The following is a 26,112-nucleotide window of genomic DNA, read 5'->3' as shown; positions in this document are numbered from 1 at the left end:
GCGCCCCGGGTCCGGTCGTCGTGCGACCGTGGACAATCCACGCTGCCACGCCCGCGGTACCGGCTACCACCGAGGCGGTAGCACCGGCTCGGATACCGCGAGCGCGGTAGTCGCGGGATCATCCCGCCGGCGGACTCGCCGCGCCGCCGATCGGACTAGGGTGCTGGCATGAGCAGGGCATGGATCGGCGACTGGGCGATCGCGGTCGGCGTGGCTGCCGTCCTGCTGATCACCGCGCTGACCCGGCAACCGTCCCCGACCGAGACGCGGCCCCTCGGATACGCGTTGCTGGTCGCCGGTGGACTGGCGCTGGCGGCCCGGCGCCGGGCGCCGGTGGCGGTGCTGGTGGCGACCGGAGCCTGCGCGCTGGGGTCCCAGGCACTCGGATTCGACGTGCCCGCCGTCGCGTTCCTGTTCGCGGTGTACTTCGCCATGCGCGCGGGCCACCGCTGGGTGACGCTCGCCGCCTCGATCCTGCTCCTGGCGACCCTTCCGCTCGCCGCCATGCTCTCCCTGCACGACACCGCCGCCGCGCTCGCCCGGTCCCGCGACGCGCTCGAGATCGCCTGGCTGATCGCGGCGGCCGCCGCCGGTGAGGCGCTGCGGCAGGCCGAGCGCCGCGCCGACGAGGCCGAACGCACCCGGGAGGAGACCGCGCGCCGCCGCGCCGACGAGGAACGCCTGCACATCGCCAGGGAACTGCACGATTCGCTCACCCATCAGATCTCGGTGATCAAGGTGCAGTCCGAGGCGGCCGTCCACGTCGCGCGCAAACGCGGCGAGGAGGTGCCCGAGGCGCTGCTGGCCATCCGGGAGGCCGGGCGCGAGGCGGCCCGCGAGCTACGGGCGACGCTGGAAGCGCTGCGCGACGACGGCGCACCGCGGCCGGGGCTCGCCCACGTCGGCGAACTGGTCGAGCGCGTGCGCCTGTCGGGCGTCGACGCGACGCTGACCATCGCGGGCACCCGCACCGATGTCCCCGCCGCCGTCGACCGGACCGCCTACCGGATCGTGCAGGAATCGCTCACCAATGTCACCCGCCACGCGCACGCGGACACGGCTTCGGTGCGCATCGATTACGGCGCGGACACTCTCGTGGTCGACGTCGCCGACGACGGCCGGGCCACCCCCGCCACCGCGCCGCTGCCCGGTGTCGGCCTGCTCGGGATGCGCGAGCGGGTGACCGCGCTCGGTGGGCACCTGCATGCCGCGCCGCGCGTCGGCGGCGGATTCGCCGTGCACGCCGAATTACCGGTGGTGCGAGCATGATCCGGGTGCTGCTGGTCGACGACCAGCCGCTCATCCGCAGCGGCTTCCGGGCGCTGCTCGACATCGAGGACGATATCGAGGTCGTGGCCGAGGCGGCCGACGGACGCGAAGGCGTCGACCTGGCCCGGCGGCACCTGCCCGACATCGCCCTCATCGATATCCAGATGCCGAGCGTCGACGGCATCGAAGCGACCCGCCGCATCGCGGCCGACCCGGCTCTGGCCGCGGTGCACGTCGTCATCCTGACCAACTACGGCCTCGACGAATACGTCTTCGACGCGCTGCGCGCGGGCGCGGCGGGGTTCCTCGTCAAGGACATCGAACCCGAGGACTTCCTGCACGCCATCCGGGTGGCCGCCCGCGGCGACGCCCTGCTCGCCCCCTCGATCACGCGCCGCCTCATCGCCCGCTACGTCACCCAGCCCCCGCACACCCCCACCACGGATTCGGCACTGCGCGAACTCACCGCCCGCGAACGCGAAGCCGTCGCCCTGGCCGCTCACGGCCTGTCCAACGACGAGATCGCCGCCCACATGGTGATCAGCCCGCACACCGCCAAGACCCACCTCAACCGCGCGATGACCAAGCTCCACGTCCGCGACCGCGCCCAGCTCGTCGTCATCGCTTACGAATCCGGGTTGGTCACGCCGCGCACGCGGCCGTCCTGATCGGGCCAAGCTGCCGCTACCGCCCGATTCCGGGCACGAATCGTGGTGTCCTGGCGCAATATTCGCGATAGCCGACGCCGTGGACGCGCGCCAGATACGGCTCCTCCACCACCCGAACCTGTCCCTCGATCGTCCCGAACAGCAGCGCGAACGCCGCCAGGGCCACGATGTTCGGGACGATCAGCGCGATCCCCGCCGCGAAGACGAGCATGGCGGTGAAGATCGGGTTGCGCACGAGGGCGAACACGCCGGTGTGCACCAGCGCCGTTGTCTCACTGGCGTCGACGCCGATGCGCCACGAGGCGCCCATCTGGTTCTGAGCGACCAGGGTCGCGCCGATACCGGCCACCGCCAGCACGACGCCGATCAGCTGAATCATCGTGGCGGTGAGGAACTCGAGCGGAGCCACGATGCCGGTCAGCTGGAGCGCCACCCCGGCGAGGCCGACGAGGATCGCCGCGACGAAGCCCACCCCGGCCAGCCATTCGAGCGAGCCGGGACGGCCGCTGACGCCACGGAATCCGGTGGAGCCGGTCGTTCGATACTGCCGCAGGCTGCGCCACCCGAATCCGAGCGCACCGAAGATCACATACAGGACCAGTGCCGTCACCGCCATGGCCGATTCCTCTCATCCAGCACAGCAGTCGCGAGCGCCGATCGGCGGTGTCGCACAGCAGGTGTCGCCGCGCCAGGCGTCGCGCCCTTCCTTGACGGCGATGACCGCGATCACCAGCGCGGCGATCGGGTCGGCCCACGACCAGCCCAGCGAGGCGTTGAGCACGAGCCCGACCAGCAGCACCGCGGACAGATAGGTGCACAGCATGGTCTGCTGGGAATCGGCCACCGCCGACGCGGATCCGAGTTCACGGCCCGCCCGGCGCTGCGCGGTCGACAGCACCGGCATGATCACCAGACTCAGGGCGGCCAAGGCGATGCCGATCGGCGAGTGTCGCGCGTCGTCCGCGCCGGTCAGCGCCCGGATCGCGTCGACGGTGACGTAGGCGGCCAGCGCGAAGAACGACACCGCGATGATCCGCAGCGCGACCTTCTCCCGCGCGTGTGGGTCCCGGCCGGCGAACTGCCAGGCCACCGCCGCCGCGGACGACACCTCGATCACCGAATCGAGCCCGAACCCGATCAGCGCCGTCGAGGACACCCGCGCGCCTTCGGTCAGCGCGATGCCCGCCTCGACCACGTTGTAGGTGATCGTCGCCGCCACGAGCCACCGGATCCTGGTCGCCAGCACCCGTTGTCGATCCGAAACCAGCAGCGGTACCCCGAGTTCCGCCATCAGCAGCAGTCCTGGGTCGCGGCGGCCGGGCAGCAGGCCGGATCGACCGCGAGCACCAGCCCGACCAGGTCGTCGAGCGCGCGCCCGATCCGGGGATCGGCCAGTTCGTATCGGCTGCGCCTGCCCTCGGGCACGGCGACGACCAGTCCACAACCGCGCAGGCAGGCCAGGTGATTCGACAGGATCTGCCGCGATACCCCGATCTGGTCCGCCAGCTCCGACGGATAGCCCGGCCCGGCGCGCAGGCTCAGCAGAATCCGCGTCCGGGTCGGGTCCGAGAGCGCGTAGCCGAATCGGGACAGCGCGTCGCCGTGCATCGTGGTGCTCACATCTCCGATAGTACAGCTGATTCTGTATTCAGAAAACAGTGAATCAACTCGGCCGCTCGATGTCACGTTCCCCCACCCGCCGCATCCCCACGACGAGGGCGATGACCAGGGCGAATGCCACGAACGACGTGCCGGTGCGCAGGAAGTGGAACAGATCCCAACGGGCCAGGATCGCGGCATAGTCGGTCGGCGCACCGTCGGTCACCCACCGGTTGATCCGGTGATTGATCGGCACATTGCCCCAGCGGGTGATCAGGAACGAGGCGACCACCAACGCCGTGGCGGCCGCGGCGGCGACCCGGCGCCGGCCGGACGTCAGCACCGCGAAGGCCAGGCAGCTCAGCGCCGCCGCGGCCATCGTGGCCTGCATGCTGATGCTGTTGTTGCGCATGAGTTCGGTATGGAATTCCAGGCGCATCCGCAACGGCACACGATGGAACGTCGGCACCAGATTGGCGGCGCCGTAGCCGAAGGCACCGGCGAGCAGGCCGGTGGTGGCCAGGGCGAGCGAGCGGACGAGCACGGGTTCTCCTCGGCCGGTCACGCGGCGGCGACGCGGCGGGTGAGCTGGTCGGCGCGACGGAGCTTGCCGTCGGGCGTGAACTCACCGAACAGGAAGACCTCCGTGGCCACGGACCCGGTGGTGCGCAGCGTGGCGTGCACAGTCAGCCGGGCGGCCATCCGGGTACCGTCCGCGATCACCTCGTGCACCTCGAATCGGTAGTCGCGCAGGTTCTTGCGCACCGGCCGCAGGTGCGCGATCAGCCGGTCACGGTCGAGCCGGATCCCGTCGGCGACCTGGATCACCTCGGGCGCGTGGAACCGGTCGACCACCTCGGCCGGATCGGCGTCGCTGTCGAGGGCCGCGGCGGTGAAATCGGTGAAGAAATCGGCGATGAACCGCTCGGGCGAGCGGGGTGATGCGGGGTCCATGACACTCCAGCCGTAGAATTCTTACAGTGCTGTAAAGATTAGACTCGACCAGGTAACTTTGACAAGGGTGTAAGACTTTGACCGCATCACGGGCACCGAAGCGACGGGCCGACGCCACCCGCAGCCGGGCGGCCGTCCTCGACGCCGCCACCCGCCTGCTCGCCACCCGACCGGACGCGGGCATGGCCGCCATCGCCGCCGAGGCGGGGGTGACCCGGCAGACCGTCTACGCGCACTTCGCTTCGCGCGAGGACCTGATCAACGCGGTCGTCGACCGCACGACCGGCCGCGCCGCCGAAGCCATGCAGGCCGCCGACCTCGACAGCGGGCCGGCTACCGCGGCGCTGCTGCGCATGCTCGACGTGGGCTGGCAGTTCTTCCGCGTCTCGCCCCTGGCTCACCACGTCGGCGCGTTCGCCCGGCAGCGCGACGAGGACCGCCAGCTGCCGGTCAACCACCGCCTGCTCCGCCTCGTCACCCGTGGGCAGCAGGCGGGCGAATTCACCGACACGGTCACACCGCAGTGGCTCGTCACGGCGATCGTGGCGGTCAGCCATGCGGCGGGCGACGAGGTCAGAGCCGGGCGGATGACCCAGCCGGAGGCTCAGATCGTATTGCGCGACAGCGTTCTCCGGCTCGTCGGCGGCCGCCTCGACCACCCCTGAGCCTGCGGGATCAGACCACGGCGACCGTGTCGAGGAGTGCGCGCGCCGCGCCCGGTGTCAAGGCGAGTCCGGCGGTGTGGGCTTCGGTGAAGGCGTCCGCGCCCAAGCCGGTGCGGACCATGGCGGTGGCGCGGTCGATATCGGGTTCTTCGGCAGGCAGCAGCGGCATGCCGGTGCCGGCTCGCAGCGCCTCGGCAGCGCCGAGCAGGCGTGCGGCGGTAGCGAATTCGCCGAGCGCAGCGGTGGCGGCGGCCGCGCCACCGAGGGCGAACGCGGCGTCGCGGGGCGCGTCCATCCGCTGGGAACCGTCGAAAGCGCGCAGATGTTGGGCCAGACCCGCGGCGGGTTCGCCGCCCAGTTCCAGCAGATAGCCCAGTTCGACCTGGAGCATCGGGACGAACAGCGGGATCTCGTCGTCGCCGGCGGGGTCGGTGGGGGCATCGGCGAGCAGGGCGCGCAGCAGTCGCTCCGCTTCCTCGGGACGGCCGTCCCGGCGCGCGGTGAAAGCGAGCACGATCGAGGCGAACAACCGGCCCGCGCCGTCGCCCTGTTCGGCCGCGAGCACCATCGCCTGCTCGGCGAAATCACGCGCTGCGTCGAACTCGGTGTGCTGCATGGCGATCCAACCGAGCCAGCACAGGTGCGACGCGGCCTGCCCCCACAACTCCAGCTCTCTGGCCAGCACCAGGGCTTCGCGATGGATCTCGGCGGCACCGGCCAGATCGCCGGTCAGCTCGGCCAGACCACCGAGCCATTCGGCGGCTTGCAGCCTGCCCCACCGATCGCCGAGCTCGGCGAACAACCGCGCCGCTTCGTTCGCGTAGCGAGTCAGCGCCGCCACATCGGCTCGGCTGTGCGCGGACTTCGCCAGCGCCACCTGGATGGTCGCCACGCTCCAGCGGTCGCCGAGGTCCCGGCACTCCGAAAGCAACTCTCGCACCGAGGTTTCCAGGTCCTGGTTGGCGCCGGCGTCCAGCGCCGCGGTCAGCAGGACGACTTCGGCGCGCACCCGCACGGCGGGGTCGTCGAGGGCGGCGAGCCCCGCCGACACCTGCGCGCGGCGCGTGCTCGCCTCGGTGAAGTCGCCCTGCTGGAAGGCCGCGGTGAGCTGCCAGGCCGCCACCGGCGCCCGTCGGTGCGCGCTGCCACCCAGCGCGAGGGCCGCGTCGAACCAGCGTCGGGCCAGGCCGAGGCGGCCACGCAACAGCCAGTACCACGACAGGGCGTCGGTGAGTCCGAGCGCCGCGTCGGCGTCGCCCTCCCGCAGCGAATCATCGAGCGCCAGGCGCAGATTCGCGTCCTCGCTGTCGAGCTGACACAGCCATCGTTGCTGGTCGGCGCCGTGGAGTTCGGGCGCGGCGCGCTCGGCCAGCGCACGGTAGTACCGGTGATGCGCCCGCCGCACCGCGACGTCTTCCCCCGCCTCGGCCAGCCGGTCCAGACTGAACGCCGCCACCGATTCGAGCAGCCGATACCGGCGCCCGCTCTGCTGGACCAGCGATCGGTCGACCAGCCGGGCGATCACATCGGCGACCACGGCGGGCGCGACCGGCGCCGCCGCGCCGTCGATCTCGGCGGCGCACACCGATTCGGCCGCCGCCAAGGTGCAGCCGCCGGCGTGGACGGCCAAGCGGCGCAGCACGACTCGCTCGTCCTCGTCGAGCAGCCCCCAGCTCCAATCGATCATGGCCGCGAGGGTCTGCTGGCGCGGCGGGGCACCACGATGCCCGGTCGCCAGCAGCCGGAACCGGTCGTCGAGCCGGGCCACCATCTCGTGCACACCGAGCGCGCGGACCCTGGTCGCGGCCAGCTCCAGCGCCAGCGGGATGCCGTCGAGCCTGCGGCACAGCGTGGCGACCGCGTCGGCGTTGTCCGCGTCGAGCGCGAACTCCCGCGCGCCCGCCTGCGCGCGAGTCACGAAGAGCCGCACCGCGTTCGACTCGGCGATCGTGGACACGTCACTGCCGGCGGGCGGCACGGTGAGCGGTTCGACCGTGACGACGTCTTCACCGGCCAGACGCAGCTGTTCGCGGCTGGTCGCGAGGATGCGCAGCCGCGGAGCCGCGCCGAGCAGGGCCTCGGTGAGGTCGGCCACGTGTTCGACGATGTGTTCGCAGTTGTCCAGCACCAGCAGCAGATCCTGCTCGGCCAGCGCCTCCCCCAGCGCCGCCGCCGAACCCGCGCCGTCCGCGAGCCGGACGCCCACGGCCTGTGCCACCGTGTCGGCGATGCGGTCGGCATCGGTGGTGGCCGAGGCCAGCGGCGCGAGCTCGACGAGCCAGGTGCCGTGCGCGGCGCGATCGCCGCGGGCCGCCGCGGTCGCCGTGGCGAGGCGGGTCTTGCCGACGCCGCCCGGGCCGATCAACGTCACCAGGCGCGAGTCGTCCAGAGCGCGGCTCAACGCGTCGAGATCGGCTGTGCGGCCGATCAATGCGGTGCGCGGCGCTGGGATGTTCGTCATGCGCCTGCGGACGACGGCGCGCGGACGAGCGACCACCAGGTCGGGGTCGTGGCCGAGGATCGACCGGTGCAGGTCGACCAGTTCCGGGCTCGGGTCCAGCCCCAGTTCGTCGGCCAGTTGCCTGCGCAGGTCCTCGTAGCCGTCGAGCGCGTCGGCCTGCCTGCCCGCGCCGTAGAGGGCCCGCAGCTGGGCCGCGCGCAGCCGTTCCCGCAGGGGATGTTCCGCGACGAAACGAGTGAGCTCACCGACGACCGCGCCGTATTCGCCCTCGGCGAGCCGGGCCTCGGCCAGTTCCTCGACCGCGACCAGGCGCAGCTCTTCCAGCTGGGCGATGGCCGAGCGGGGGAATTCCGCGTCGCGGAAGTCGGCGAAGGCCGGTCCGCGCCACAGTGCCAGCGCCTCGGTCAATGTCGCGATCCGCTGTCCGGTGTCGGTGTGGGCGCGGGCCTGGGCCAGGAGAGCGCGGAACCGCAAAGCGTCGACCGCGGTGGTGGCCAGGCGGTATCCGGGCGGCGGCGACACGACCAGATCGCGACCGCCGGGTTCGGCGTCCTCGAGCGCGCGGCGCAGCTGCGAGGCCTTGGCGGCGAGGGTGCCCGCGGGATTGCCGGGCGGGTCCTCGCCCCAGATGTCATCGATCAACCGGTCGGCCGACACCGGCTGACCGGCGGCGAGCAGCAGGTCGGCCAGCAGGGCGCGAACCTTGGTCCCGGGGACCGGCACGACGTCACCACCGTCGGTCCACACCGTCAGCGGACCGAGCACACCGAAACGCATAACCGCACCCTAGCGGGTTCCGCGCGCACCGGAATCCGACCGTAAACAAACCGGAAGCCCCCGGGCGCACTGTGGTCCCAACGAGATCGACACACCACAGGAGCACGACATGAAACTCACCGCCCTCGCCCTGATCGCCGGCATCGCCGCCACCGCGCTGCTGTCCGCCTGCGGCACCGACAAGACCGCCGCGCCCAGCTCGCCCGGCGCTTACGCCGAGGTCAACGGCCTGCACATGTACTACGAGCGCCATGGCGTGGCGACCGACCAGCCGCCACTGGTGCTGCTGCACGGCGCGCTGTCTGGCATCGGCACCGACTTCGCCGAGCTGATCCCCGAGTTGTCCAAGACCCGTGAGGTGATCGCGATCGAGCAGCAGGCACACGGCCGCACCGCCGATATCGACCGCCCGCTGCGCACGCCACAGATGGCCGAGGACACCGTCGCGCTGCTCGGTCAGCTCGGCATCCGGCGGATCGACCTGCTCGGCTACAGCATGGGCGCCGGCGTCGCGCTCGACATCACGCTGCGCCACCCGGAACTGGTGCGCAAGCAGGTCCTGCTCTCGGGCGGACTCGGCGTCGAGGCCATGCACCCCGGGCTGATGGACGGGATGGACGAGCTGAAGCCCGAGCACCTGCACGGCTCGACGTTCCACACCGACTACCTGGCCAATGCTCCGCGACCGGAGGACTTCCCCCAGCTGGTGGCCCGGGTCGTCGACCACGACGTGCACGGCATGCCGTCGGTGTCCCCGGAGGCCGCCCGCACCATCAAGGCCCCGACGCTGACCGTGATCGGCGACTCCGACATCGTCCGGCCCGAGCACGCCGTCGAGATGTTCCGGCTCTTCGGCGGCGGCATCATGGGTGACACCCCCGCGGGCCTGCCGAATGCCCAGCTGGCGATCCTGCCCGGCACCTCCCACATCACCGCGCCCCATCGCCCGGAGCTGCTGCTGCCGATGATCCCCGCCTTCCTCGACGCCCCCACCAAGGACGCCTGATGCGCGAGCCGATGCGGGTGGCCCTGATCGTCGGGTCCACCCGCACAGGCCGTTTCGGCCCGCTGGTGGCCGACTGGTTCGCCGGTCGCCTCGCCCGCCGCCCCGAACTGAGCCTGGACCGGATCGACCTGGCCACCGCCGAGCTGCCCCACCAGCTCCCCGACCTCGACGACGACCGCCCGGACCCGGTGCGCGCGTTGGGTTCCCGGCTCGCGACCGCCGACGCCTTCGTCCTCGTCACCCCCGAGTACAACCGGAGTTTCCCGGCGCCGGTGAAGAACGCGATCGACTGGTTCGACATCGAATGGGCCGCCAAGCCGGTCTGCGTGGTCACCTACTGCCGCGATGCCGAAGGCGGCCACGGCGCCGCCCAGCTGCGTCAGGTCTTCGGCGAACTCAACGCCGTCCCGATCCGCCGCACCGTCACCATCACCAAGGCCTGGCAACGCTTCGCCGTCGACGGCTCCTGGCCCCGCCGCGACCCCGAGCTCGACGACACCGTCGAAACCACCCTCGACCAGCTCACCTGGTGGGCCACGGCCCTGCACACCGCCCGCACCACCACCCCCTTCGTGCCGTGACGGCCTGCGCGGACCGATGAGTTCCGGGCCGGGCCGTCGTCTCTTCTGACAAGACGCACCCAGCGGAGGAGTCGCCGTGCCCGTTCGACAATCACCCGAGCAGCTGGTCGCCGTCGGCGATGTCGACCTGTGCGCGACCACCTTCGGCGATCGGCGACAGCCCCCGGTGCTGCTGCCGTGCACCTCGGTGCTGTTCTGGGAAGACGAGTTCTGCCGCAAGCTGGCCGACGCGGATCGGTTCGTCCTGCGCTACGACATCCGCGACACCGGCCGCTCGACCGCCTATGCGTGCGGCTCCCCCGGCTACACCCTCCGTGACCTGGTCGCCGACCTCCTCGGCCTCCTGGATGTCTTCGAGCTCGCGCGGGCCCAGCTGGTCGGCTTCTCCGTGGCCGGGTGGATCTGCCAGCTCGCCGCACTCGACCACCCCGACCGGGTCTCGGCGCTGACCCTGATCAACACCCGCCCGACCGCGCCCGGCCCCGCCGACCCGGACCTGCCCGAACACGCGGACCGGGTCATGGCGTCGTTCACCCGCAACCCGCTCCCGGACTGGTCCGACCGGGCGGCGGTGATCGACTACCGCGTCGAACAGGCCCGGGTACTCGCGGGCGCCCACGGCTTCGATGAACAGCAGGCGCGACAGCAGGCGACCGCGATGGTCGACCGCACCACCGATGCGGCCGCGAGCGCGCTCAACCTGGCCTATGTCGACTCGGGACCGCGCTGGCGCGAGCGCCTGGGCGACATCACCGCGCCGACCCTCGTCGTCCACGGCACCGACGACCCGTTCTTCCCCTCCGGCAACGGTCGAGCCCTGGCCGACGAGATCCCCGGCGCCGAACTGCTCGCTCTGGACGGCATCGGCCACGAACTCCCGGCCGTCACCTGGGATCGCGTGCTCACCGCCCTGGTTTCGCAATATCCCGACCGAAGCGGCGACGTCGCTGCCTCGCGCGCGATCGTCGCGGGCACGGGAACCGCCATCGACCCTCTATCGGGTGACACACAGCCCCTGCCGCGATCGACATCGCGCCGCGGCGATGAGCCCCCGGCGTCGGCGCACCACGATCGACCACCTGGCGACTCGCGCACCGCGAAGTAGCGAAACGGGTCAGACCGCCAACGGCAGCTCGACCGGATCGCCGGCTTCGGCGCCCGCGCCGCGCACCACCGCGGCCAGCAGCCCGAGCAGGACGAACTGGTCGCGTGGCAGCAACAGTGCCTCCGGCGCCCAGTTGTGCACGAACCCGACGGCCAGCCCCGACGCGGGATCGGCCCAGCCGCCGGAACCGACGAAACCGATGTGCCCGAACGCGTTTCGCGCACCCGGCACCGGCATGGAGTGGTAGCCCAGCCGCCAGCCCATCGGCAGCAGGAGATTTCGGTCGGGCAGTACCGATTGCAGCCGCGCCATGGTGCGCACCCGCTTGCGGGAGAACAGCGGCGACTCGGTGGCGATCGCGTTGTAGACGGCGGCCAGCGAGCGCGCGGTGAACACACCGTTCGCGCCGGGCAGTTCACCGCGGAGGATGGCCGGGTCGGCGCCGTGGGCCAGGCGGTCGATGCCCTGGGTGTAGATCGACCGCAGGAAGCCCGCGCCGGGCACCGGCGTACGCGAGGCGAGCCGAATCATCATCTCGGCCTGCGGAATTCCGAGCGGCGTTGTCGATCCGTGCGTCACGGCCACGGTGGTGCGCGCGTCGGGGCCGGGAGCACCGAGGTGCAGACCGTCGACACCCAGCGGCTCGGCCAGCTCCGTGCGATACAGCTCGCCCATGCTCTTGCCGGTCACCGACCTGGCGATGCCCGCGATGATGGTTCCGTACGAAATCGCGTGGTAAGCGGGAATTCCGCGGAATCGGTCCGGTGCGGCGGCGGCGAGGCGTTCCTCGATCAACCGATGATCGGCGAGTTCATCGGCGGTATGGGCGAACACGCCGATCCGCGACAGCCCGGCCCGATGACTCATCGCCTCCGCGACGGTGATCTTCGCTTTGCCGTTCACGCCGAACTCCGGCCAGTACTCCGCAACCGGCGCCCGGTAGTCCACCAGCCCGCGTTCGGCCAGAATATGCAGCACCGTCGAGGTGACGCCCTTCGACGTCGAATACGACAACGCCGCGGTGTTCTCCTGCCACGGCACCGTGCCCGCGGCATCCGCGCACCCGGCCCACACGTCGACAACCCGCCGTCCGTGCTGGTACACCGCCAGCGCACCACCGCCGCGCCCGCCGTCGAACAGCCGCCCGAACCGGTCGATAGCCTCCCGGAACTGGGGTGCGGCGCTCCCGCGAATCGCGGTGGCCTGCGGCCCGGACGATGCTCCACGCATTAGAAAACCTCACATGTCACCATTGACAGACGGATTCCGGAGCACTGTCCGCAACCAGTCGGAGTGTTTACGTTACCGGAGATCAACAGGCATTTCGAGACCACGTCACCACCTCGATACCCGCCTGCTCACATTCCTCTCCTCCGGAGAATTTCGCTTAACAAGTTTGTCTCAGGAGACCAACCGACCTCGGACCGCGCCGCTTCGCCGCCGGCCCGGCTCGCGGGCTCGAAGAACAGCCCGCCGATGGCGCCCGGGCGCGGGTCGAACCCGCGCCCGGCCGAACGATCGGCGTTCCTGGTCCTCAGACCCGCGAACGGTCGATGCCCGCTTCGATCAGCGCGGTCCGCGCGACGTCCTTCGCGCACGCGGTGAGCGCACCGAGCGCGCTGATCCGGCTGAAGGTCTGCCCGGTGTGGACGACATTGTCGTGCTCGTCGTCACCGTCGACGATCGGCACCGCGCCCGCCAGCAGCCACTTGCGGACATCGGCGACCGAGGGCAGCGTCCCGGTCGCCCGCAGATGCAGTTGCTGCACCAGCAGGATGACGCCGGCGACCACGGGGGTGGCCTGACTGGTGCCGTGCTGGATCGACTCACCGGTGTCGTTGCGGATCCCCGACGAGGTCGTCGGGGCGCCGGGCGCGAAGATGTCGGTCGCGCAGTCGCCCCCCGCTGTCGCGTGCAGGCGCTGCGAGAACGGCGTGATCCGGTCCGGCGCCGTGGACAGGGCGGTCGCCCCGGATCCGTAACTGAACGATCCCTCGTCGGCGTCGTAGACCGCGCCGACACTGATCGTCTGACGGAAGATCGCCGGGTAGCTCATCCCCTGGGCGCTGCTGTGCCCGAAGTAGTCGTTACCCGCCGCGACACAGCAGGCGACCCCGGCGTCGGTGAGCTTGCGCAACTCCGCGCCGATGCCGTCACCGGCGAAACCCGCGTCCGAGGTGTTGTTGTCCGAAGCGCCGAGCGACATACAGATCACGGAGATGCCGAGCGCCGCCCGATTGGCCAGCACCCACCGCAGCGCGTCACGGATCGCGAGAAAGCTACCGCCACCGGAGTTGTCGAGCACCTTGACGGGCACGACGTTCGCGCGCGGCGCCATCCCGGTGTGCACGCCGCCGGCGCAGATGATGCCCGCGACATTGGTGCCGTGCCCCTGGCCGTCGGTCGCGTCGGTGGGCGAACCGTTGTTGTCGGTGGTGAAGTTCCGGCTCGCCCGGACCCGACCGGCGAAATCGACGTGGGTGGTGCGCAGCCCGGTATCGAGCACGGCGACGGTCATGCCGGTTCCGTCGACGTTGAACTTGGCCCGCGCCTCGGCCGCGCGCACCAGCAGATCGACCTCGAGCAGTTCGGGCAGCACCGACAGGTCGGACTGCAACGGCTTCTCGACGGGGACGACCGTGTCGAACGCGACGCCGGCTTCCGGCTCGGCGGAGATGATGTCGGACATGATGATTCCTCCTACAGCGCCGAGTACTCGACGATGAAGTCGAAGACGTCGCGCGTCATCCGACGGCCGAAATTGGGCTTCGAGTTGTCACCGATCGCGCCCGCGGCCCCGCGGAGCACGCCGACCACGTAGGGCCAGCCGTCGGTGTCGTACACGTAGAGGCCGGAACCGCTGTCGCCGTACCACGCGTCCATGAAGAAGTTGATGTACTGGCCGTTGAGCAGCCCGTTGCCTTCGTTGCCCCAGATCTGCGGCTGCGCCTTGTCACTGGGATGTCCGTACAGATACATCCGGTTGCCGGTCACCACGTTGTCGGGCGCGACCCACAGCCCCTTCCACCCCGAGGCCCGGCCGGGAAAGTCCCCGTAACCGGAGAACTCGATGACGGCGTAATCGAATCGCGCGTCACCGCCCGCGTTGTTGACCCAGCCCCCGGGCACCGTCACGTTGTAGCCGCCGTGGCTGCCGAAAGGCATCGGGGTGGGGTCCTGACGATCGGTACCGGGCGCGAAGGACGCGAACGGCAGCCAGTTCGTCCCGTTGTGCACCACGTGCGCCGCGGTCACCGCGGTCGATGGCCCGACCATCGTCCCTGACCCGGCGTATCCGCCGCCCGGCAGCGCGAGGTAGGTGACCGTGCTCATCGGATACACCGTGTTGTCACGGCGCACGACACGGTTGTCGGTGCCGATGATGCCCGACAACGCGTGCAGCGACTTGGCGTCGATGTGTTCGGACTCCGAGCGCGGCAGCGCGGTGTAGGACGACGTGCGCCGATCGCGGTCGGCCCGCAGCAGCTCGACGAACGAGGTGTTCGGCGCGTCGGTCGTGTATTCCTTGCCGTCGTTGAAGATCACCGGCCGCAGCGCTTCGGCGAGCTCGTAGTCCGACATCTCGAGAACGGAGCCGAGTTCGTCCCCGTACGGCGGTTCGACGCGCGGATACACCGAGTTCGGCGACACCCTCGCATCACCGACGAGCGTCAGCGGTTTCCCCTTGGGCGATGTCAATGTGGTCATGGCGGTAGACATGCGGACTCCTCGTTTTCCGAGCGGCTTCCGATGCCCATCGCCACGTCAGCCGCGGATTGTGTGCCGCTCTCAACGTACGAAGAGGTGAACCGGCCGACGCGAGTACACGGCTACCCCAATTCCCGGGCGTACTACCTGCGTCCTGCACATGCCCAGCTGGCGACGCAGCGACGACGGCCCGCATCGACGTCGATCCGACGAGGGGTTTCGCTATCTCATCCGGTACGGGTGATGACCGGCCGAAGTCGACGGAGAACCCTGGCTTCGTGGTCGACCGACCGCCTATCGGAACGGAGAACACGATGTCCAAGACCGACGACGAAACATTCCTCTATCTCGCGACCTATCCGGACGAAGCCACGGCTCGACAGGACTACCAGGTCGTCAAGGACCTGCACGCCGAGGGCTTGGTCGGATCGTACGACGCGGCGGTGGTGACCAAGGACGCCAAGGGCAAGGTGCACGAGAACAAGGATGAGACCGCCACCCGCCACGGCGCCTGGGGCGGTATCGCCGCAGGCGCGGTACTCGGAGTGATCTTCCCGCCCGGGGTCCTCGCCTCGGCCGCCGTCGGCGGCGTGATCGGAAGCGTCAGCGGCCACCTCGCCCGGGGCATGTCCCGCTCGAAGGTCAAGGAACTCGGTGACTTCATCGACCCCGGCCAAGCCGGCCTCGTCGTCATCGGTGAACTCAAGGTCAAAGAAGCCATCGAGAAGGCGGTGACCAGGGCCGAGAAGGAAGTCGCGGAGGAGCTCGGGGTCGCGCCCGAAGACATCGACCGGGCGCTGCAGGAGGCCTTGAAGGGGCTCTAGCGCGCCGATCGTCCGCCGTCCGGCCGGAACCGGCGGCTAGTTGTTGGCGCGTTGGATGGAGCGTCGGACCAAGCCGCGGATGCCGGGGAGCTGGATTGCGCGCAGCATCATTTCGCCCGCCCACACCTGTGCGCGTGATGCCGGGGCGAACCGGCTGATTCCCTTCCGCGCCAACGCCTGTCGCTTGTCCACCTCGGGCCGCAACGCCGTTTCCCAGGCACCGAGGGCGGCGGGGATATCGTCGCCGTGTGCCGCGAGCGCGGTGCCGAGCCGGTCGGCGCCGTCGAGGGCGAGGGCGGCGCCGTACCCGGCGAAGACCGTTACGCACCAAGCCGCGTCACCGACCAGGACGACGCGGCCCTGGCTCCAGCGGTCCATCACGATCTGGCCGACGGAATCGAAGTAGGCGGTGTCGGGCTCGAGCTGACGAAGCGCCTCGGCGACACCGCCGCCGAGATCCCCGAACGCTCGGGTGAGGGCGGGGGCGGCGCCGAGAGCGAGTTCGGCGGCAGGGTCGGGGCAGCGATAGGCGAAGAACGCCGACGACCTTCCCGGCCCCAGGTTCATCACCGCGCCCGTGCGGCCGGGACCGATGAACGTGGTGCCGACACCGTCGGGCAGGTGGACAGGCGAGGTTTCCAGCGGAAATGCGCCGACCATATGGCCCAGGTCCACGAAATACTCCGACTCGGCACCGAATACGAGCTCTCGAACCCGGGAGTGCACGCCATCCGCGCCGACGAGGAGTTCGCTGCGCAGGCGGGTGTCGTCACTGAGGGTGACGTCGACCTCCCCGGCGGTCTGGGTAATGGCCCGCACCGTGACGCCGAAACGGATATCGGCGAACTCGGCGACGGCGTCATACAGTGCCGACTCCACATCACCGCGGAACACACTCAAGGCCCGGCCCCCGACGGCGGCCTCGGTGACGGCGGCGGGAATCCTGAGTTTCTCCCGCCCATCAGCGTGGACGAGGACCGAGGTGAAGAAGCCGATATCGCGCGGGGTCAACGCCGGCAGCAACCCGAGCCGCTCGGCAGCGGCGTACCCGGGCCCGTGCAGGTTCACCAGGTAACCGCTACTGCGCCGACTGGGCGCACGTTCGACCACGACGACATCCCAGCCCTCCTGCCGCAATCGCACCGCGGCAGCCAGCCCGGCGATCCCTGCCCCGATGACCGTCGCCCGTCTGCCCGATGACTCGGCTTGCCGGTGCGCTGCGCTGTCGATGGCTTCCATTGCCGCTCCTCGGTTCGATGTGCTGTCGGCGAGCACTACTCACGAACTCTCGCCATGCGTCAACTAGTAGTTGACGCGTGGGCTATCGTCAACCTTTAGTTGACGATCAGTTCGGCCGACATCCCGCAACGACGAGGAGTTGAAGCCCGTGAAACCTCTTAGTACACAAGTTCATTCGTGTCATGGCCCGCCTCGACCCCGCTGAGCCCACCTCCCGCAGCAACCTGATCGTCGCCACCTGGCACGTCCAACGCGCTGCGGGCAGTGAGATTCAGCGAGGAATCCGCCGCCGGGTCGGAAGACTCCGGGCGGCCAGATCTCGCGAAACGAGCGACCCGCATTGCCAGACGGGTTGACGCCACCGAGTGCGAGCAGAGAATCTTGGCGCACTATGGTTGCTCTTCGCAAACGCAAAAAGGTCAGGCACAATAACCGTGCCTGACCTTTTTGGTAATGCTCCCCCATCTGGACTCGAACCAGAAACCTGCCGATTAACAGTCGGCTGCTCTGCCAATTGAGCTATAGGGGAATACTCTCCTGAACCGTTAGACTCAGGCGGTCTGCCTTGGCGGGCTGACCGAGATGAAACTTTAGCGCATGGCATCGCAGGTTCCCAAATCGGGCCGCTACCTGCGGACATGCGGCGTATAACGATGTGCCGACGAACGGTGGCCGGATCGACAGGGGTGGGGCCGCTGGGGCAGGATGGAGCCCGCACACAGACGTGGGAGGAGCTCCAGGAGATGCTGCGGTTGATCATCGGCGTAGCGGCCGGTTATGTGCTGGGCACCAAGGCCGGGCGCGCGCGCTACGAGCAGATCAGTGCGGCGACGCGGGCCGTCGCGGGGAGCCCGGTGACGAGGAAGCTGGTGTCGGTGAGCCGGCAGAAGCTGTCGGACAAGTTGAGCACGCAGCCGAAGCTGGAGCCGATGGAGCCGATCGACGAGCGCACCACGGTGCTGATCCCACACAACCAGCTGCGCCGCTGACTCAGGCGCCGGCCGCGTAGCCCTCGCTGCCCATCGCCTGGGCGGCGAGGCTCTTGCGGTACTGCTCGAGCGCGACCAGGTCGCCGAACAGGGTCATGTAGGTGTCGGGCTCTTCGCTGGCCGACAGCCGCTGCAGCTTGGACTTCAGTTCGGCGATCTGGCGGCCCACCCAGGCCTCCTGGGTGCGCGCCATGACGCCGGTGATGAAGCGCGGGATGTCGTTCTGGGACCGCACCGGCAGCTGCTCGTTGGCGAGCTCGGAGACCAGGGCACGTGTCATCAGGTCGTCGGTGTGGTCGGCGACAGCCGCGACCCATTCCGCGCCGCCGAGGCCGGCCGCGGTGCCACCGGCCTGCGCGATCATGATGCGCAGCGCCACGTAGGCCGGGTGGGTGAACGCGGCGGTGTCGATGGAGTCGAAGACCACACCCGCGATGCCGGGGTATTGCAGTGCGGCGCTGAGGGTTTGACGCTGGGCGAGCAGCACCGGATCGTTGGGCGCCGGGCGCACCGAGCTCTCCTCGACCCGCGGCGCGGCGAACTGCTCGCCGCCGGACTTGCCCGCCTGCTTGGCGCCCGCACCGGCGGTGCCGCCCATCCGGTTCTTCTTGGCTTCCTCGCCGACGCGACGAACGACGAGCTGGATGTCGTCCCAGCCGACCCAGCCCGCCAGTTTGGTCGCGTAACCCTTGCGGGTCGCGTTGTCCTTGATCTGGGCCACCACGGGCACGGTGCGGCGCAGCGCCTCGACCCTGCCCTCGACATCGTCGAGGTTGTGTTCGGCGAGCAGACCGCGAATCACGAACTCGTAGAGCGGGGTTCGGCGCGCGACCAGGTCGCGGACGGCGGCGTCACCGGAGTGCTGACGCAGCTCACACGGGTCCTGGCCGTCGGGGGCGACGGCGATGTAGGTCTGGCCCGCCAGCCGCTGGTCGCCGCTGAAGGCTTTCAGGGCGGCGGCCTGGCCCGCGGCGTCACCGTCGAAGGTGTAGATGATCTCGCCGCGCCAGAAGTTGTCGTCCATCAGCAGCCTGCGCAGCACCTGCAGGTGCTCCTCGCCGAAGGCGGTGCCGCAGGAGGCGACGGCGGTCTTCACCCCGGCCAGGTGCATGGCCATCACGTCGGTGTAGCCCTCGACGACGACGGCCTGGTGCCCCTTGGAGATCTCACGCTTGGCGTGGTCGAGGCCGAAGAGCACCTGGGACTTCTTGTACAGCAACGTCTCCGGCGTGTTCACGTACTTGCCGGGCATGGTGTCGTCGTCGAAGAGCTTGCGCGCGCCGAAGCCGATCACCTCGCCGCCGAGGTTGCGGATCGGCCACAGCAGCCGACGGTGGAACCGGTCGATCGGGCCGCGCTTGCCCTGCTTGGACAGCCCGGCCGCTTCCAGTTCCTTGAACTCGAAGCCCTTGCGCAGCAGGTGCTTGGTGAGCACGTCCCAGCCGCCCGGGGCGTAGCCGCAGCCGAACTGCTGAGCGGCGGCGGCATCGAAGTTGCGGTCGGTCAGGTACTTGCGCGCGGTCTCGGCCTCGGGTTCGCGCAGCTGCGCCACGTAGAACTCGTGCGCGGCGGCGTTGGCGGCGACCAGCCGGGAGCGGGTGCCGCGGTCGCGCTGGACCGAGGTGCCGCCGCCCTCGTAGTTGATCTGGTAGCCGATGCGGTCGGCCATCTGCTCGACGGCCTCGACGAAACCGATGTGCTCGATCTGCTGCAGGAACTTGTAGACGTCACCGCCCTCGCCACAGCCGAAGCAGTGGAACAGGCCGTGGTTGGGCCGCACATGGAACGACGGCGACTTCTCGTCGTGGAAGGGGCACAGGCCCTTGATCGAGTCGGCGCCCGCGCGCTTGAGCGCCACGTACTCACCGACGACATCTTCGATCCGGACCCGGTCACGGATCGCCGCGATATCGCGATCTGGGATTCGTCCGGCCACGATGAGTGAGTCTAGTCGGGTCCGCTCAGCGGCAGTCCAGCGAGGCGGCGACGCGCTCGAAGCGGCTCTCGGTGTAGGAGGCGATCTGGTCGATCACCACGCGCACCCGGGCGGTGTCGTCGGTGGCGGCGTTCCACCACGGCAGCATCTGGTCGTCCAGGTGGGCGGGCGCGGTGGTGAGCAGGCGGTCGGCGACGGCCTGCACCCGCTCGCGCTGGGTCTGCTGACGGGCCAGGTGGCCGCGGTCGGAGCGCACATAGCGCAGCGCGACGGTCTTGAGGACCGCGACCTCGGCGGCCACGATCGGCGGCACGATCAGATCGGCCTCGTAGCGCAGGAGCGGGCCCGGCCCGTAGCGCTCGTGGGTGGCGGCGATCGCGGCGGTCGCGAACCGGCCGACCAGCTCGCTGGTGAGCCGCTTCAGCGCGACCGAGGCGGCGAAGGTGCCGTCGTAGTCCACCGCGTCGGCGACGACGTCGAGTTCGGACAGCCGCTGCGCGGCGGCGGCGAGCGCGTCGATCGACTGGTCGGGATGCTGGCCGTGGCCCTGTTCGGCGAGGGCGGCCTGTTCGCTGGGGTCGGCCAGGGCGCGCAGGTCGATCCGGCCGACGATCACGCCGTCCTCCACGTCGTGCACCGAGTAGGCGACGTCGTCGGACCAGTCCATGATCTGGCATTCCAGGCTCTGCTTGCGGTCCGGCGCGTCCTTGCGGACCCAGGCCAGGCGCTCGAGGTCGTCCTCGTAGGCGCCGAACTTGGTGCCGGAACCGCTTCTGCCCCACGGGTATTTGAGGGTCGCGTCGAGCGCGGCGCGGGTCAGGTTGAGGCCGGCGCTGTCTCCGGCGGGGTCGAGAACCTTCGGTTCGAGGCGGGTCAGGATGCGCAGGTTCTGCGCGTTGCCTTCGAAACCGCCGTATGCGTCGGCGAATTCGTCGAGGGCGCGTTCGCCGTTGTGACCGTAGGGCGGGTGGCCGATGTCGTGGGCGAGGCCGGCCAGGTCGACGAGGTCGGGGTCGGCGCCGACGCCGTCGGCGATGCTGCGGCCGATCTGGGCGACCTCGAGCGAGTGGGTGAGCCGGGTGCGCGGGGTGTCGCCCTCGCGCGGGCCCATGACCTGGGTCTTGTCGGCCAGACGGCGCAGCGCCGCGGAGTGCAGCACGCGGGCTCGGTCGCGGGAGAACTCACTGCGGTGGCCCTTGTCCGCGGCGCCCGGCCAGGCCGTCTTGCCCGGCTCGTGAACCATCCGTTCCCGGTCGTGCGGGGTGTAGCTGTCGGTCATCGAATCTCACTGTCCCGCCGTGTAAGAGAAGTCTGCCGAGAAATGGGTGAGCTGGTACCAGAGCAGCGCGCCGGTCTCGCGGGCGATGCCGTGGAACTGCGATTCCCTGGTGTAGACCGCCGGTCCGGTGCGGGTCGGCGCGGTCCACGCGTCCAATCCGGCGTCGCGAGCCATCGTCCTGGTCCGCAGTGAATGCCACGGATCGCTGACGAGTACGGCCGATGACATCCCGCGCGCCTGCATGGCGGTCGAGACCGCTTCGACGCTGCGCAGGGTGTCCGATCCGGTCTCCACCGCGAGGATGTCCGCGCTGGGGACGCCCTTGTCCTCGAGGTAGCGCTTGCCCGAGGCTGCCTCGGTGTAGAGGTCGCCCTCCTGTTTGCCGCCGACGGTGATCACCCGGGGCGCGACACCGGCTTCGTAGAGCCGCCACGCCTGGTACAGCCGCGCCTCGAACACCGACGAAGGGGTGCCCGAATACTGCGCGGCGCCGAGCACCACGATCGCGTCGGCGTTGGTGTAGTCGTCGATCCGGGCGACCTGCCACACCCGGAAGGCCGTTCCGGCGACGAGCACCACCCCCATCAGCACCGCCCCGGCGATGATCCGGCCGATCCACCGCGAGACCGACGACGCGAGCCCGTGCGGGCGCCGAGCATCCGGGGCAGGTGCGGCCGTTCGCGGGAAACCCGATTTCATCCTGATCAGTCTGCCAGGTCGGGCCGACCGCCGATCATGCCAGCGGTCACCACCGGATTCCGGTCCGGTGAACTACCGATGGCGCGACCGCCGGTCCAGTCCAGGCGCGCGGCGATGTCGACCATCGAGCGGACCAGTGGACGGTGTCCGCCTACGCCTCGGATCTGGGTTTCACCCTGACCGGACCCGCCTTCGCGGCGCACTGACCCCACCGCGGACAGCGGACGCGACACCGATTCGAGTAGTCCAACCACTCGACAATCGCCTGGTCAGGGGCGTGTACTGGGATTGGTGCCCTGCGACGACACCAGGACACCGAGTTGGGCGGTCTGGTCAACCGGGTAGCCCTCCCACTGGTCGTCCGCCAGGCGGGCGGCATCTCCCGGTCCCCCTGGACCGGGAGCACGCAGGTTCCACAAGCATCCCTCTGTTGCGCGAACCCTCGTTTTCGTACCAACGGCTCCTCGAAGGAGGTTGCCCTCAGAGATCTCCGCGCGACCCCCCACCATCGCGATCCGGAGTCGCATGACCCGCCAAGAATCTGCTGGCCGGGGCGTTGTCGGCAGGCCGACAGCCTGATCTACTGTCCATCCTGCTCGCGATGCCCATGGCCGGCATCGGGTCGGCGGTGTAACCCACCGTCAGGAGTCGGCGGCGTCAGAACCGTCGGAGGAACGGCATCATGGCCCGGGCCAGGTGCCGTTTTTCTGTCCGTCGGACTCACCAGCCCCGTTCGCGCCACTCGGCGAGGTGCGGACGCTCGTCGCCGAGGGTGGTGTCGTCACCGTGGCCCGGGTAGACGACGGTGTCGTCGGCGAAGCGGTCGAACAGCTTGGTGGTGACGTCGGTGAGCAGGGTGTCGAAGTCGGCCGGGTGGTGGGTCTTGCCGACGCCACCGGGGAACAGGGAGTCGCCGGTGAAGAGGTGGGCCCGGCCCGCGCCGTCGACGAGGGCCAGCGCGATGGAGCCGGGGGTGTGGCCGCGCAGGTGGATCGCTTCGAGGACGATATCGCCGACCTGGACCGTGTCGCCGTCGGCGAGCAGGCGGTCGGGTTGCACCGGCAGCGGAGCGGCGTCGAGGGGGTGGGCCGCGGTCGCGACGCCGAGGGCGCCGGCGACCTCGGACAGCGCCTGCCAGTGGTCGGGGTGCTGATGGGTGGTGACGATCAACTCGATCTGGCCCGGGGTCTCCTGGCCGGTCAGCTCGAGGATGCGGGCGGCGTCGTTGGCCGCGTCGATCAGGATCGCGGCACCGGTGGCGGTGCTCTGCACGAGGTAGGTGTTGTTGTCCATCGGGCCGACGGACATCTTCACGATGCGGGCGCCGGGCACATCCCGCTGCTGGGCGGCCCCGCTCGCGGTGACATGTCCGGTGTAGAGGCGATCGACTGTGGCCATGCGCCGATCGTAGAAGCCACGCTGCGCGCCGTCGTACCCGCGTGGTCGCCGTGCGCCCGTTAGATTCGACACATGCGGCAGTCGAGGAAGAGTTCGGCCCCACGTCCGGTTCCGGTACGCGCCATGGCCGGTCTGCTGTGCGCGATGTTCGCCGCGCTGAGCCTGCTGTGCGCGCCGGGCGCGACCGCCGAGCCGCCGTCGCGGATGGGACCGCAGGTGGTCGATGCCGCCGAGGTGCTCAGCGGCGCCGACGAGGCCGGGGTGCTCGAGGCGGTCGATCGGCTCTACCGCGACCACCAGGTGAAGCTCTGGGTGATCTACGTGCGGAACTTCGCCGCGATGGCGCCGCGCGACTGGGCCGCGCGGACTGCCGAGCTGTCCGGGTTCTCCGATCGCGATCTGCTGTTGGCGGTGGCCGTGGACGATCGCGGCTACTGGCTCCACGGCGTCCTGCCCGACGGCGTCAGCGACGGGGAGCTGGACGCGCTGCTGGCCGGCACGGTGGAACCGGATCTGCGGGACCGCGAATGGGCGCAGGCCGGGATCGACACCGCCGACGGCATCGGGTCGGCGATGCGCGGCGCGAGCGTGCCGTGGGGCTGGCTGGTCGGCATCGGGCTGGTGGTCGTCGTCGGCACGGGTGGGCTGATCCTGTTCTCCCGCAAGCGTCGTCGCGATCAGGATCGGGCCGAACTGAGCACCGCCCGCGAGGTCGATCCGGCGGATTCGGGTGCGCTGGCCAAGCTATCGCTGCCGACGCTGCAAGCGCTCTCGCGCGAACGGCTCGTCGAGATCGACGACGCCGTGCGCACCAGCGCCGAGGAATTGGCCCTGGCCACCAGCGAATTCGGCGAGACCGCCGTGACGCCGTTCCGCACCGCGCTCGACGCCGCCCGCGCCGCCACCGCGAAGGCGTTCACGATCCGCCAGCAGCTCGACGACGCCGTCCCGGAGACCCCGGACCAGCAGCGCAGCATGCTGATCGATCTGATCTCCACCGCGGGCAGGGCCGACCGTGAACTCGACACCCAGGTGACCGACTTCGACGCCATGCGCGATCTGCTCATCGACGCGCCGGCCCGGCTGGACGGACTGACCCGCGACATCGTCGACCTGACCGCGCGCCAGCCCGCGTCCGAAGCCGAACTGGCCCGGCTGAATTCGGCCTACCCGGCCTCGGTGCTGGCGCCGATCCACGACAACGTGCGGATGGCGGCGGAACGGATGACCTTCGCCGAGCAGAACATCGATACCGCCCGCACCGCGCTGACCAGGCCGGTCGGCCAGCAGGGCGGCGCGGTCGCGGCGATCCGCGCGGCCGAGGGCGCGATCGGCCAAGCCCGCACGCTGCTCGACGCGGTGGACCAGGCCGCGACGAACATCCAGCAGGCTCGCGACGGGCTGCCCGCCGCGCTCGACGAACTCCGCGCCGACCTGGCCGCGGCGGCCGCCCTGACCGAGTACGGCGGTCCCGAACTGGCCGCCGCCGTCGGCGCGGCCACCACCACGGTGAACACCGCGGCCGCCGGGGTCGACGCCGATCCGCTCGGCGCCTTCCACGACGCCGTGACCGCCGACGCCGAGCTGGACCGGGCCATCGCGGCGGCCTCGGATCGCAAGCTCGCCGTGGAGGATCTGCGACGCAGGCTCGATCGGACGCTCACCGACGCGGCCGGGCGCGTCGACGCCGCGTCCTCGTTCATCACCACCCGGCGCGGCGGCGTCGACGCCGAGGCGCGGACCCGGCTCTCGGAGGCCCAGCGCCATCTCGACGAGGCCCGCCGCCTCGCCGCCACCGCGCCGGATCGCGCGCTGGTCAGCGCGCAGACCGCCGCCGACCTGGGTGGACGGGCACTGGAACAGGCGCAGGCGAGCGTGCGCGCGTGGGAATCGCGACAGCCGATGGCGGGCGGTTCGCAGGCCGGGGCGGTGCTCGGCGGCATCCTGCTCGACGGTTTCCTGCGCGGCTCGATCGGCGGCGCGACCCGGCGGGGCGGCGGCGGTTTCGGGGGCGGCGGCGGGTACCGGCCCGGTTCCTACGGCGGGTCGTCCGGGTCGCGCCGGGTCAGCCGGGGTGGCCGATTCTGAGTGCTTGACCCTCACACCGTGTGAGGTTCTACACCGGAAGACGTCATGTTCAGTATCGGAGATTTCGCCAGACACGGTCAGGTGTCGGTGCGCATGCTGCGCCACTACGACGCCGTGGGGTTGTTGCGGCCGGCCCGGGTCGACCCGGCCACCGGCTACCGGTTCTACACGGCCGCGCAGCTGGCCCGGCTCAACCGGATCGTCGCGCTCAAGGAGCTCGGCTTCACGCTCGAGCAGGTGGGCCGGATGCTCGATCCGGGACCTGCCCCGGAGGAACTGCGCGGCATGCTCACCCTGCGCCGGGCGGAGCTGGAGCAGCGGATCGCGGCCGACCACGCCCGGTTGACCGATGTCGAGGCGAGACTCCGAATCATCGAAAAGGAGGGCGTCATGCCCGAACAAGAGGTGGTGCTCAAGCCGGTCGCCGCGGTGCGGGTGGCCGAATCGACCGGATCGGCGGCGGGTTTCGAGCCACAGGCGATCAGTCCGGTGATCCAGCCGCTGTTCGGCGATCTCGCCGACCGGCTGGCGCAGGCCGGCATCGCGATCGCGGGACCGGCGATCGCCTATTACGACGCGCGCGAGGACGGCACCGTCGGGGTGCACGCCTGCATCCCGGTCGCGGTGGAACCCGAAGCGGCGCCGGGATTCTCGATCGTCGACCTGCCCGCGCTGCCGACGGCGGCCACGACCGTCTACCACGGCGATGTCGCCGGGATCGGCACGGCGTGGCAGGCGCTGGGCCGCTGGGTGGAGGACAACGGCTACCGCACCGCGGCGCCGGTCCGCGAGGTCACCCTGGCGTGGACGCCCGATCCCGCGGGCTGGGTCACCGAGTTGCAGGAGCCGCTCGCGCCCCGCTGACGG

At 70.4% G+C, this 26,112-nt stretch carries 24 protein-coding genes and 1 tRNA gene; 10 read left to right on the top strand and 15 right to left on the bottom strand.

Annotated elements, in window-relative coordinates; genetic code table 11:
* The first annotated feature begins 168 nt into the window (after positions 1–168).
* Together Q7X29_RS10610 and Q7X29_RS10605 are read left to right on the top strand one after the other, a co-directional pair.
* The gene (locus Q7X29_RS10610; protein ID WP_316573938.1) at positions 169–1,269 is read left to right on the top strand and encodes a sensor histidine kinase; all 1,101 of its coding nucleotides are present in this window, start codon (positions 169–171) and stop codon (positions 1,267–1,269) included.
* On the top strand, positions 1,266–1,937 hold the full coding sequence (locus Q7X29_RS10605; RefSeq protein ID WP_316573937.1) for a response regulator transcription factor: 672 nt from the start codon (positions 1,266–1,268) through the stop codon (positions 1,935–1,937). The genes Q7X29_RS10610 and Q7X29_RS10605 overlap by 4 nt, the downstream gene beginning before the upstream one ends.
* 16 nt (positions 1,938–1,953) lie before the next feature.
* Here Q7X29_RS10605 and Q7X29_RS10600 read toward each other — a convergent pair whose 3' ends face one another.
* From Q7X29_RS10600 to Q7X29_RS10580, 5 genes are read right to left on the bottom strand one after another with little or no spacing between them, the layout of a single operon-like run.
* Positions 1,954–2,553 (bottom strand): methyltransferase family protein, encoded by a 600-nt coding sequence (locus tag Q7X29_RS10600; protein WP_316573936.1) that lies wholly within the window; start codon positions 2,551–2,553, stop codon positions 1,954–1,956.
* Positions 2,554–2,565: 12 nt separating this feature from the next.
* Positions 2,566–3,228, bottom strand: coding sequence for a cation transporter (locus tag Q7X29_RS10595; protein ID WP_218718953.1), 663 nt, complete (start codon positions 3,226–3,228; stop codon positions 2,566–2,568).
* The gene (locus Q7X29_RS10590; protein ID WP_218718975.1) at positions 3,228–3,545 is read right to left on the bottom strand and encodes an ArsR/SmtB family transcription factor; all 318 of its coding nucleotides are present in this window, start codon (positions 3,543–3,545) and stop codon (positions 3,228–3,230) included. Before Q7X29_RS10590 ends, Q7X29_RS10595 begins: the two co-directional genes overlap by 1 nt.
* 55 nt (positions 3,546–3,600) lie before the next feature.
* A complete protein-coding gene (locus Q7X29_RS10585) occupies positions 3,601–4,080 on the bottom strand; it encodes a DUF1772 domain-containing protein (RefSeq protein WP_218718954.1) in 480 nt (159 codons plus the stop codon).
* 17 nt (positions 4,081–4,097) lie between these two features.
* Positions 4,098–4,490 (bottom strand): nuclear transport factor 2 family protein, encoded by a 393-nt coding sequence (locus Q7X29_RS10580; protein ID WP_218718955.1) that lies wholly within the window; start codon positions 4,488–4,490, stop codon positions 4,098–4,100.
* Positions 4,491–4,567: 77 nt separating this feature from the next.
* Between Q7X29_RS10580 and Q7X29_RS10575 the strand changes: the two genes are divergently transcribed.
* Positions 4,568–5,155, top strand: a complete 588-nt coding sequence (locus Q7X29_RS10575; protein WP_316573935.1) for a TetR/AcrR family transcriptional regulator — start codon at positions 4,568–4,570, stop codon at positions 5,153–5,155.
* A gap of 10 nt (positions 5,156–5,165) precedes the next feature.
* On the opposite strand, the gene Q7X29_RS10570 is transcribed toward Q7X29_RS10575, so the two are convergent.
* On the bottom strand, positions 5,166–8,393 hold the full coding sequence (locus tag Q7X29_RS10570) for a BTAD domain-containing putative transcriptional regulator (RefSeq protein ID WP_316573934.1): 3,228 nt from the start codon (positions 8,391–8,393) through the stop codon (positions 5,166–5,168).
* 109 nt (positions 8,394–8,502) lie between these two features.
* Here Q7X29_RS10570 and Q7X29_RS10565 point away from each other — a divergent pair, with 109 nt between their 5' ends.
* The 3 genes from Q7X29_RS10565 to Q7X29_RS10555 all read left to right on the top strand — a co-directional run bounded on the left by Q7X29_RS10565 (position 8,503) and on the right by Q7X29_RS10555 (position 11,085).
* On the top strand, positions 8,503–9,399 hold the full coding sequence (locus Q7X29_RS10565; protein ID WP_316573933.1) for an alpha/beta fold hydrolase: 897 nt from the start codon (positions 8,503–8,505) through the stop codon (positions 9,397–9,399).
* Positions 9,399–9,980 (top strand): NADPH-dependent FMN reductase, encoded by a 582-nt coding sequence (locus Q7X29_RS10560; RefSeq protein WP_218718959.1) that lies wholly within the window; start codon positions 9,399–9,401, stop codon positions 9,978–9,980. Before Q7X29_RS10565 ends, Q7X29_RS10560 begins: the two co-directional genes overlap by 1 nt.
* Before the next feature lie 76 nt (positions 9,981–10,056).
* Positions 10,057–11,085, top strand: coding sequence for an alpha/beta fold hydrolase (locus Q7X29_RS10555; protein ID WP_316573932.1), 1,029 nt, complete (start codon positions 10,057–10,059; stop codon positions 11,083–11,085).
* Positions 11,086–11,094: 9 nt separating this feature from the next.
* Here Q7X29_RS10555 and Q7X29_RS10550 read toward each other — a convergent pair whose 3' ends face one another.
* The 3 genes from Q7X29_RS10550 to Q7X29_RS10540 all read right to left on the bottom strand — a co-directional run bounded on the left by Q7X29_RS10550 (position 11,095) and on the right by Q7X29_RS10540 (position 14,805).
* Entirely contained in the window at positions 11,095–12,315 is a 1,221-nt protein-coding gene (locus Q7X29_RS10550) for a serine hydrolase domain-containing protein (protein ID WP_316573931.1), read from the bottom strand.
* A 304-nt stretch (positions 12,316–12,619) separates the two neighbouring features.
* Positions 12,620–13,774 (bottom strand): S8 family serine peptidase, encoded by a 1,155-nt coding sequence (locus tag Q7X29_RS10545; protein WP_316573930.1) that lies wholly within the window; start codon positions 13,772–13,774, stop codon positions 12,620–12,622.
* Positions 13,775–13,785: 11 nt separating this feature from the next.
* Positions 13,786–14,805 (bottom strand): trypsin-like serine peptidase, encoded by a 1,020-nt coding sequence (locus tag Q7X29_RS10540; RefSeq protein WP_218718962.1) that lies wholly within the window; start codon positions 14,803–14,805, stop codon positions 13,786–13,788.
* Positions 14,806–15,107: 302 nt separating this feature from the next.
* On the opposite strand from Q7X29_RS10540, the gene Q7X29_RS10535 reads away from it, so the two are divergent.
* Positions 15,108–15,617 carry a DUF1269 domain-containing protein gene (locus Q7X29_RS10535; protein WP_316573929.1) on the top strand — a complete coding sequence of 170 codons (510 nt, stop codon included), beginning with the start codon at positions 15,108–15,110 and terminating at the stop codon, positions 15,615–15,617.
* Between the two features lie 36 nt (positions 15,618–15,653).
* Here Q7X29_RS10535 and Q7X29_RS10530 read toward each other — a convergent pair whose 3' ends face one another.
* Both Q7X29_RS10530 and Q7X29_RS10525 read right to left on the bottom strand, forming a co-directional pair.
* The gene (locus tag Q7X29_RS10530; protein WP_316573928.1) at positions 15,654–16,856 is read right to left on the bottom strand and encodes an FAD-dependent oxidoreductase; all 1,203 of its coding nucleotides are present in this window, start codon (positions 16,854–16,856) and stop codon (positions 15,654–15,656) included.
* 456 nt (positions 16,857–17,312) lie between these two features.
* A tRNA-Asn gene (locus Q7X29_RS10525) sits at positions 17,313–17,385 on the bottom strand.
* A gap of 214 nt (positions 17,386–17,599) precedes the next feature.
* Between Q7X29_RS10525 and Q7X29_RS10520 the strand changes: the two genes are divergently transcribed.
* A complete protein-coding gene (locus tag Q7X29_RS10520; RefSeq protein WP_218721605.1) occupies positions 17,600–17,845 on the top strand; it encodes a hypothetical protein in 246 nt (81 codons plus the stop codon).
* A gap of 1 nt (position 17,846) precedes the next feature.
* Here the strand turns inward: Q7X29_RS10520 and dnaG are convergent, their stop codons facing one another.
* From dnaG to Q7X29_RS10500, 4 genes are all read right to left on the bottom strand, one after another.
* The gene (gene dnaG / locus Q7X29_RS10515; RefSeq protein ID WP_316573927.1) at positions 17,847–19,781 is read right to left on the bottom strand and encodes a DNA primase; all 1,935 of its coding nucleotides are present in this window, start codon (positions 19,779–19,781) and stop codon (positions 17,847–17,849) included.
* Positions 19,782–19,806: 25 nt separating this feature from the next.
* On the bottom strand, positions 19,807–21,060 hold the full coding sequence (locus Q7X29_RS10510; protein WP_218721602.1) for a deoxyguanosinetriphosphate triphosphohydrolase: 1,254 nt from the start codon (positions 21,058–21,060) through the stop codon (positions 19,807–19,809).
* A 6-nt stretch (positions 21,061–21,066) separates the two neighbouring features.
* Positions 21,067–21,759 (bottom strand): YdcF family protein, encoded by a 693-nt coding sequence (locus tag Q7X29_RS10505; RefSeq protein ID WP_218721600.1) that lies wholly within the window; start codon positions 21,757–21,759, stop codon positions 21,067–21,069.
* A 720-nt stretch (positions 21,760–22,479) separates the two neighbouring features.
* Positions 22,480–23,157 (bottom strand): MBL fold metallo-hydrolase, encoded by a 678-nt coding sequence (locus Q7X29_RS10500; protein WP_218721598.1) that lies wholly within the window; start codon positions 23,155–23,157, stop codon positions 22,480–22,482.
* 72 nt (positions 23,158–23,229) lie between these two features.
* Between Q7X29_RS10500 and Q7X29_RS10495 the strand changes: the two genes are divergently transcribed.
* Together Q7X29_RS10495 and Q7X29_RS10490 are read left to right on the top strand one after the other, a co-directional pair.
* A complete protein-coding gene (locus tag Q7X29_RS10495; protein WP_316573926.1) occupies positions 23,230–25,245 on the top strand; it encodes a TPM domain-containing protein in 2,016 nt (671 codons plus the stop codon).
* A 45-nt stretch (positions 25,246–25,290) separates the two neighbouring features.
* Positions 25,291–26,109 (top strand): MerR family transcriptional regulator, encoded by an 819-nt coding sequence (locus Q7X29_RS10490; protein WP_218721596.1) that lies wholly within the window; start codon positions 25,291–25,293, stop codon positions 26,107–26,109.
* The last annotated feature ends 3 nt before the right edge of the window (positions 26,110–26,112 follow it).

Origin of the sequence: Nocardia canadensis, from assembly GCF_032656385.1 — a bacterium.
GTDB classification, from domain to species: domain Bacteria; phylum Actinomycetota; class Actinomycetes; order Mycobacteriales; family Mycobacteriaceae; genus Nocardia; species Nocardia canadensis.
Note: the sequence above shows the minus strand (reverse complement) of the source record. Positions and strands in the feature narration are given on the sequence as shown.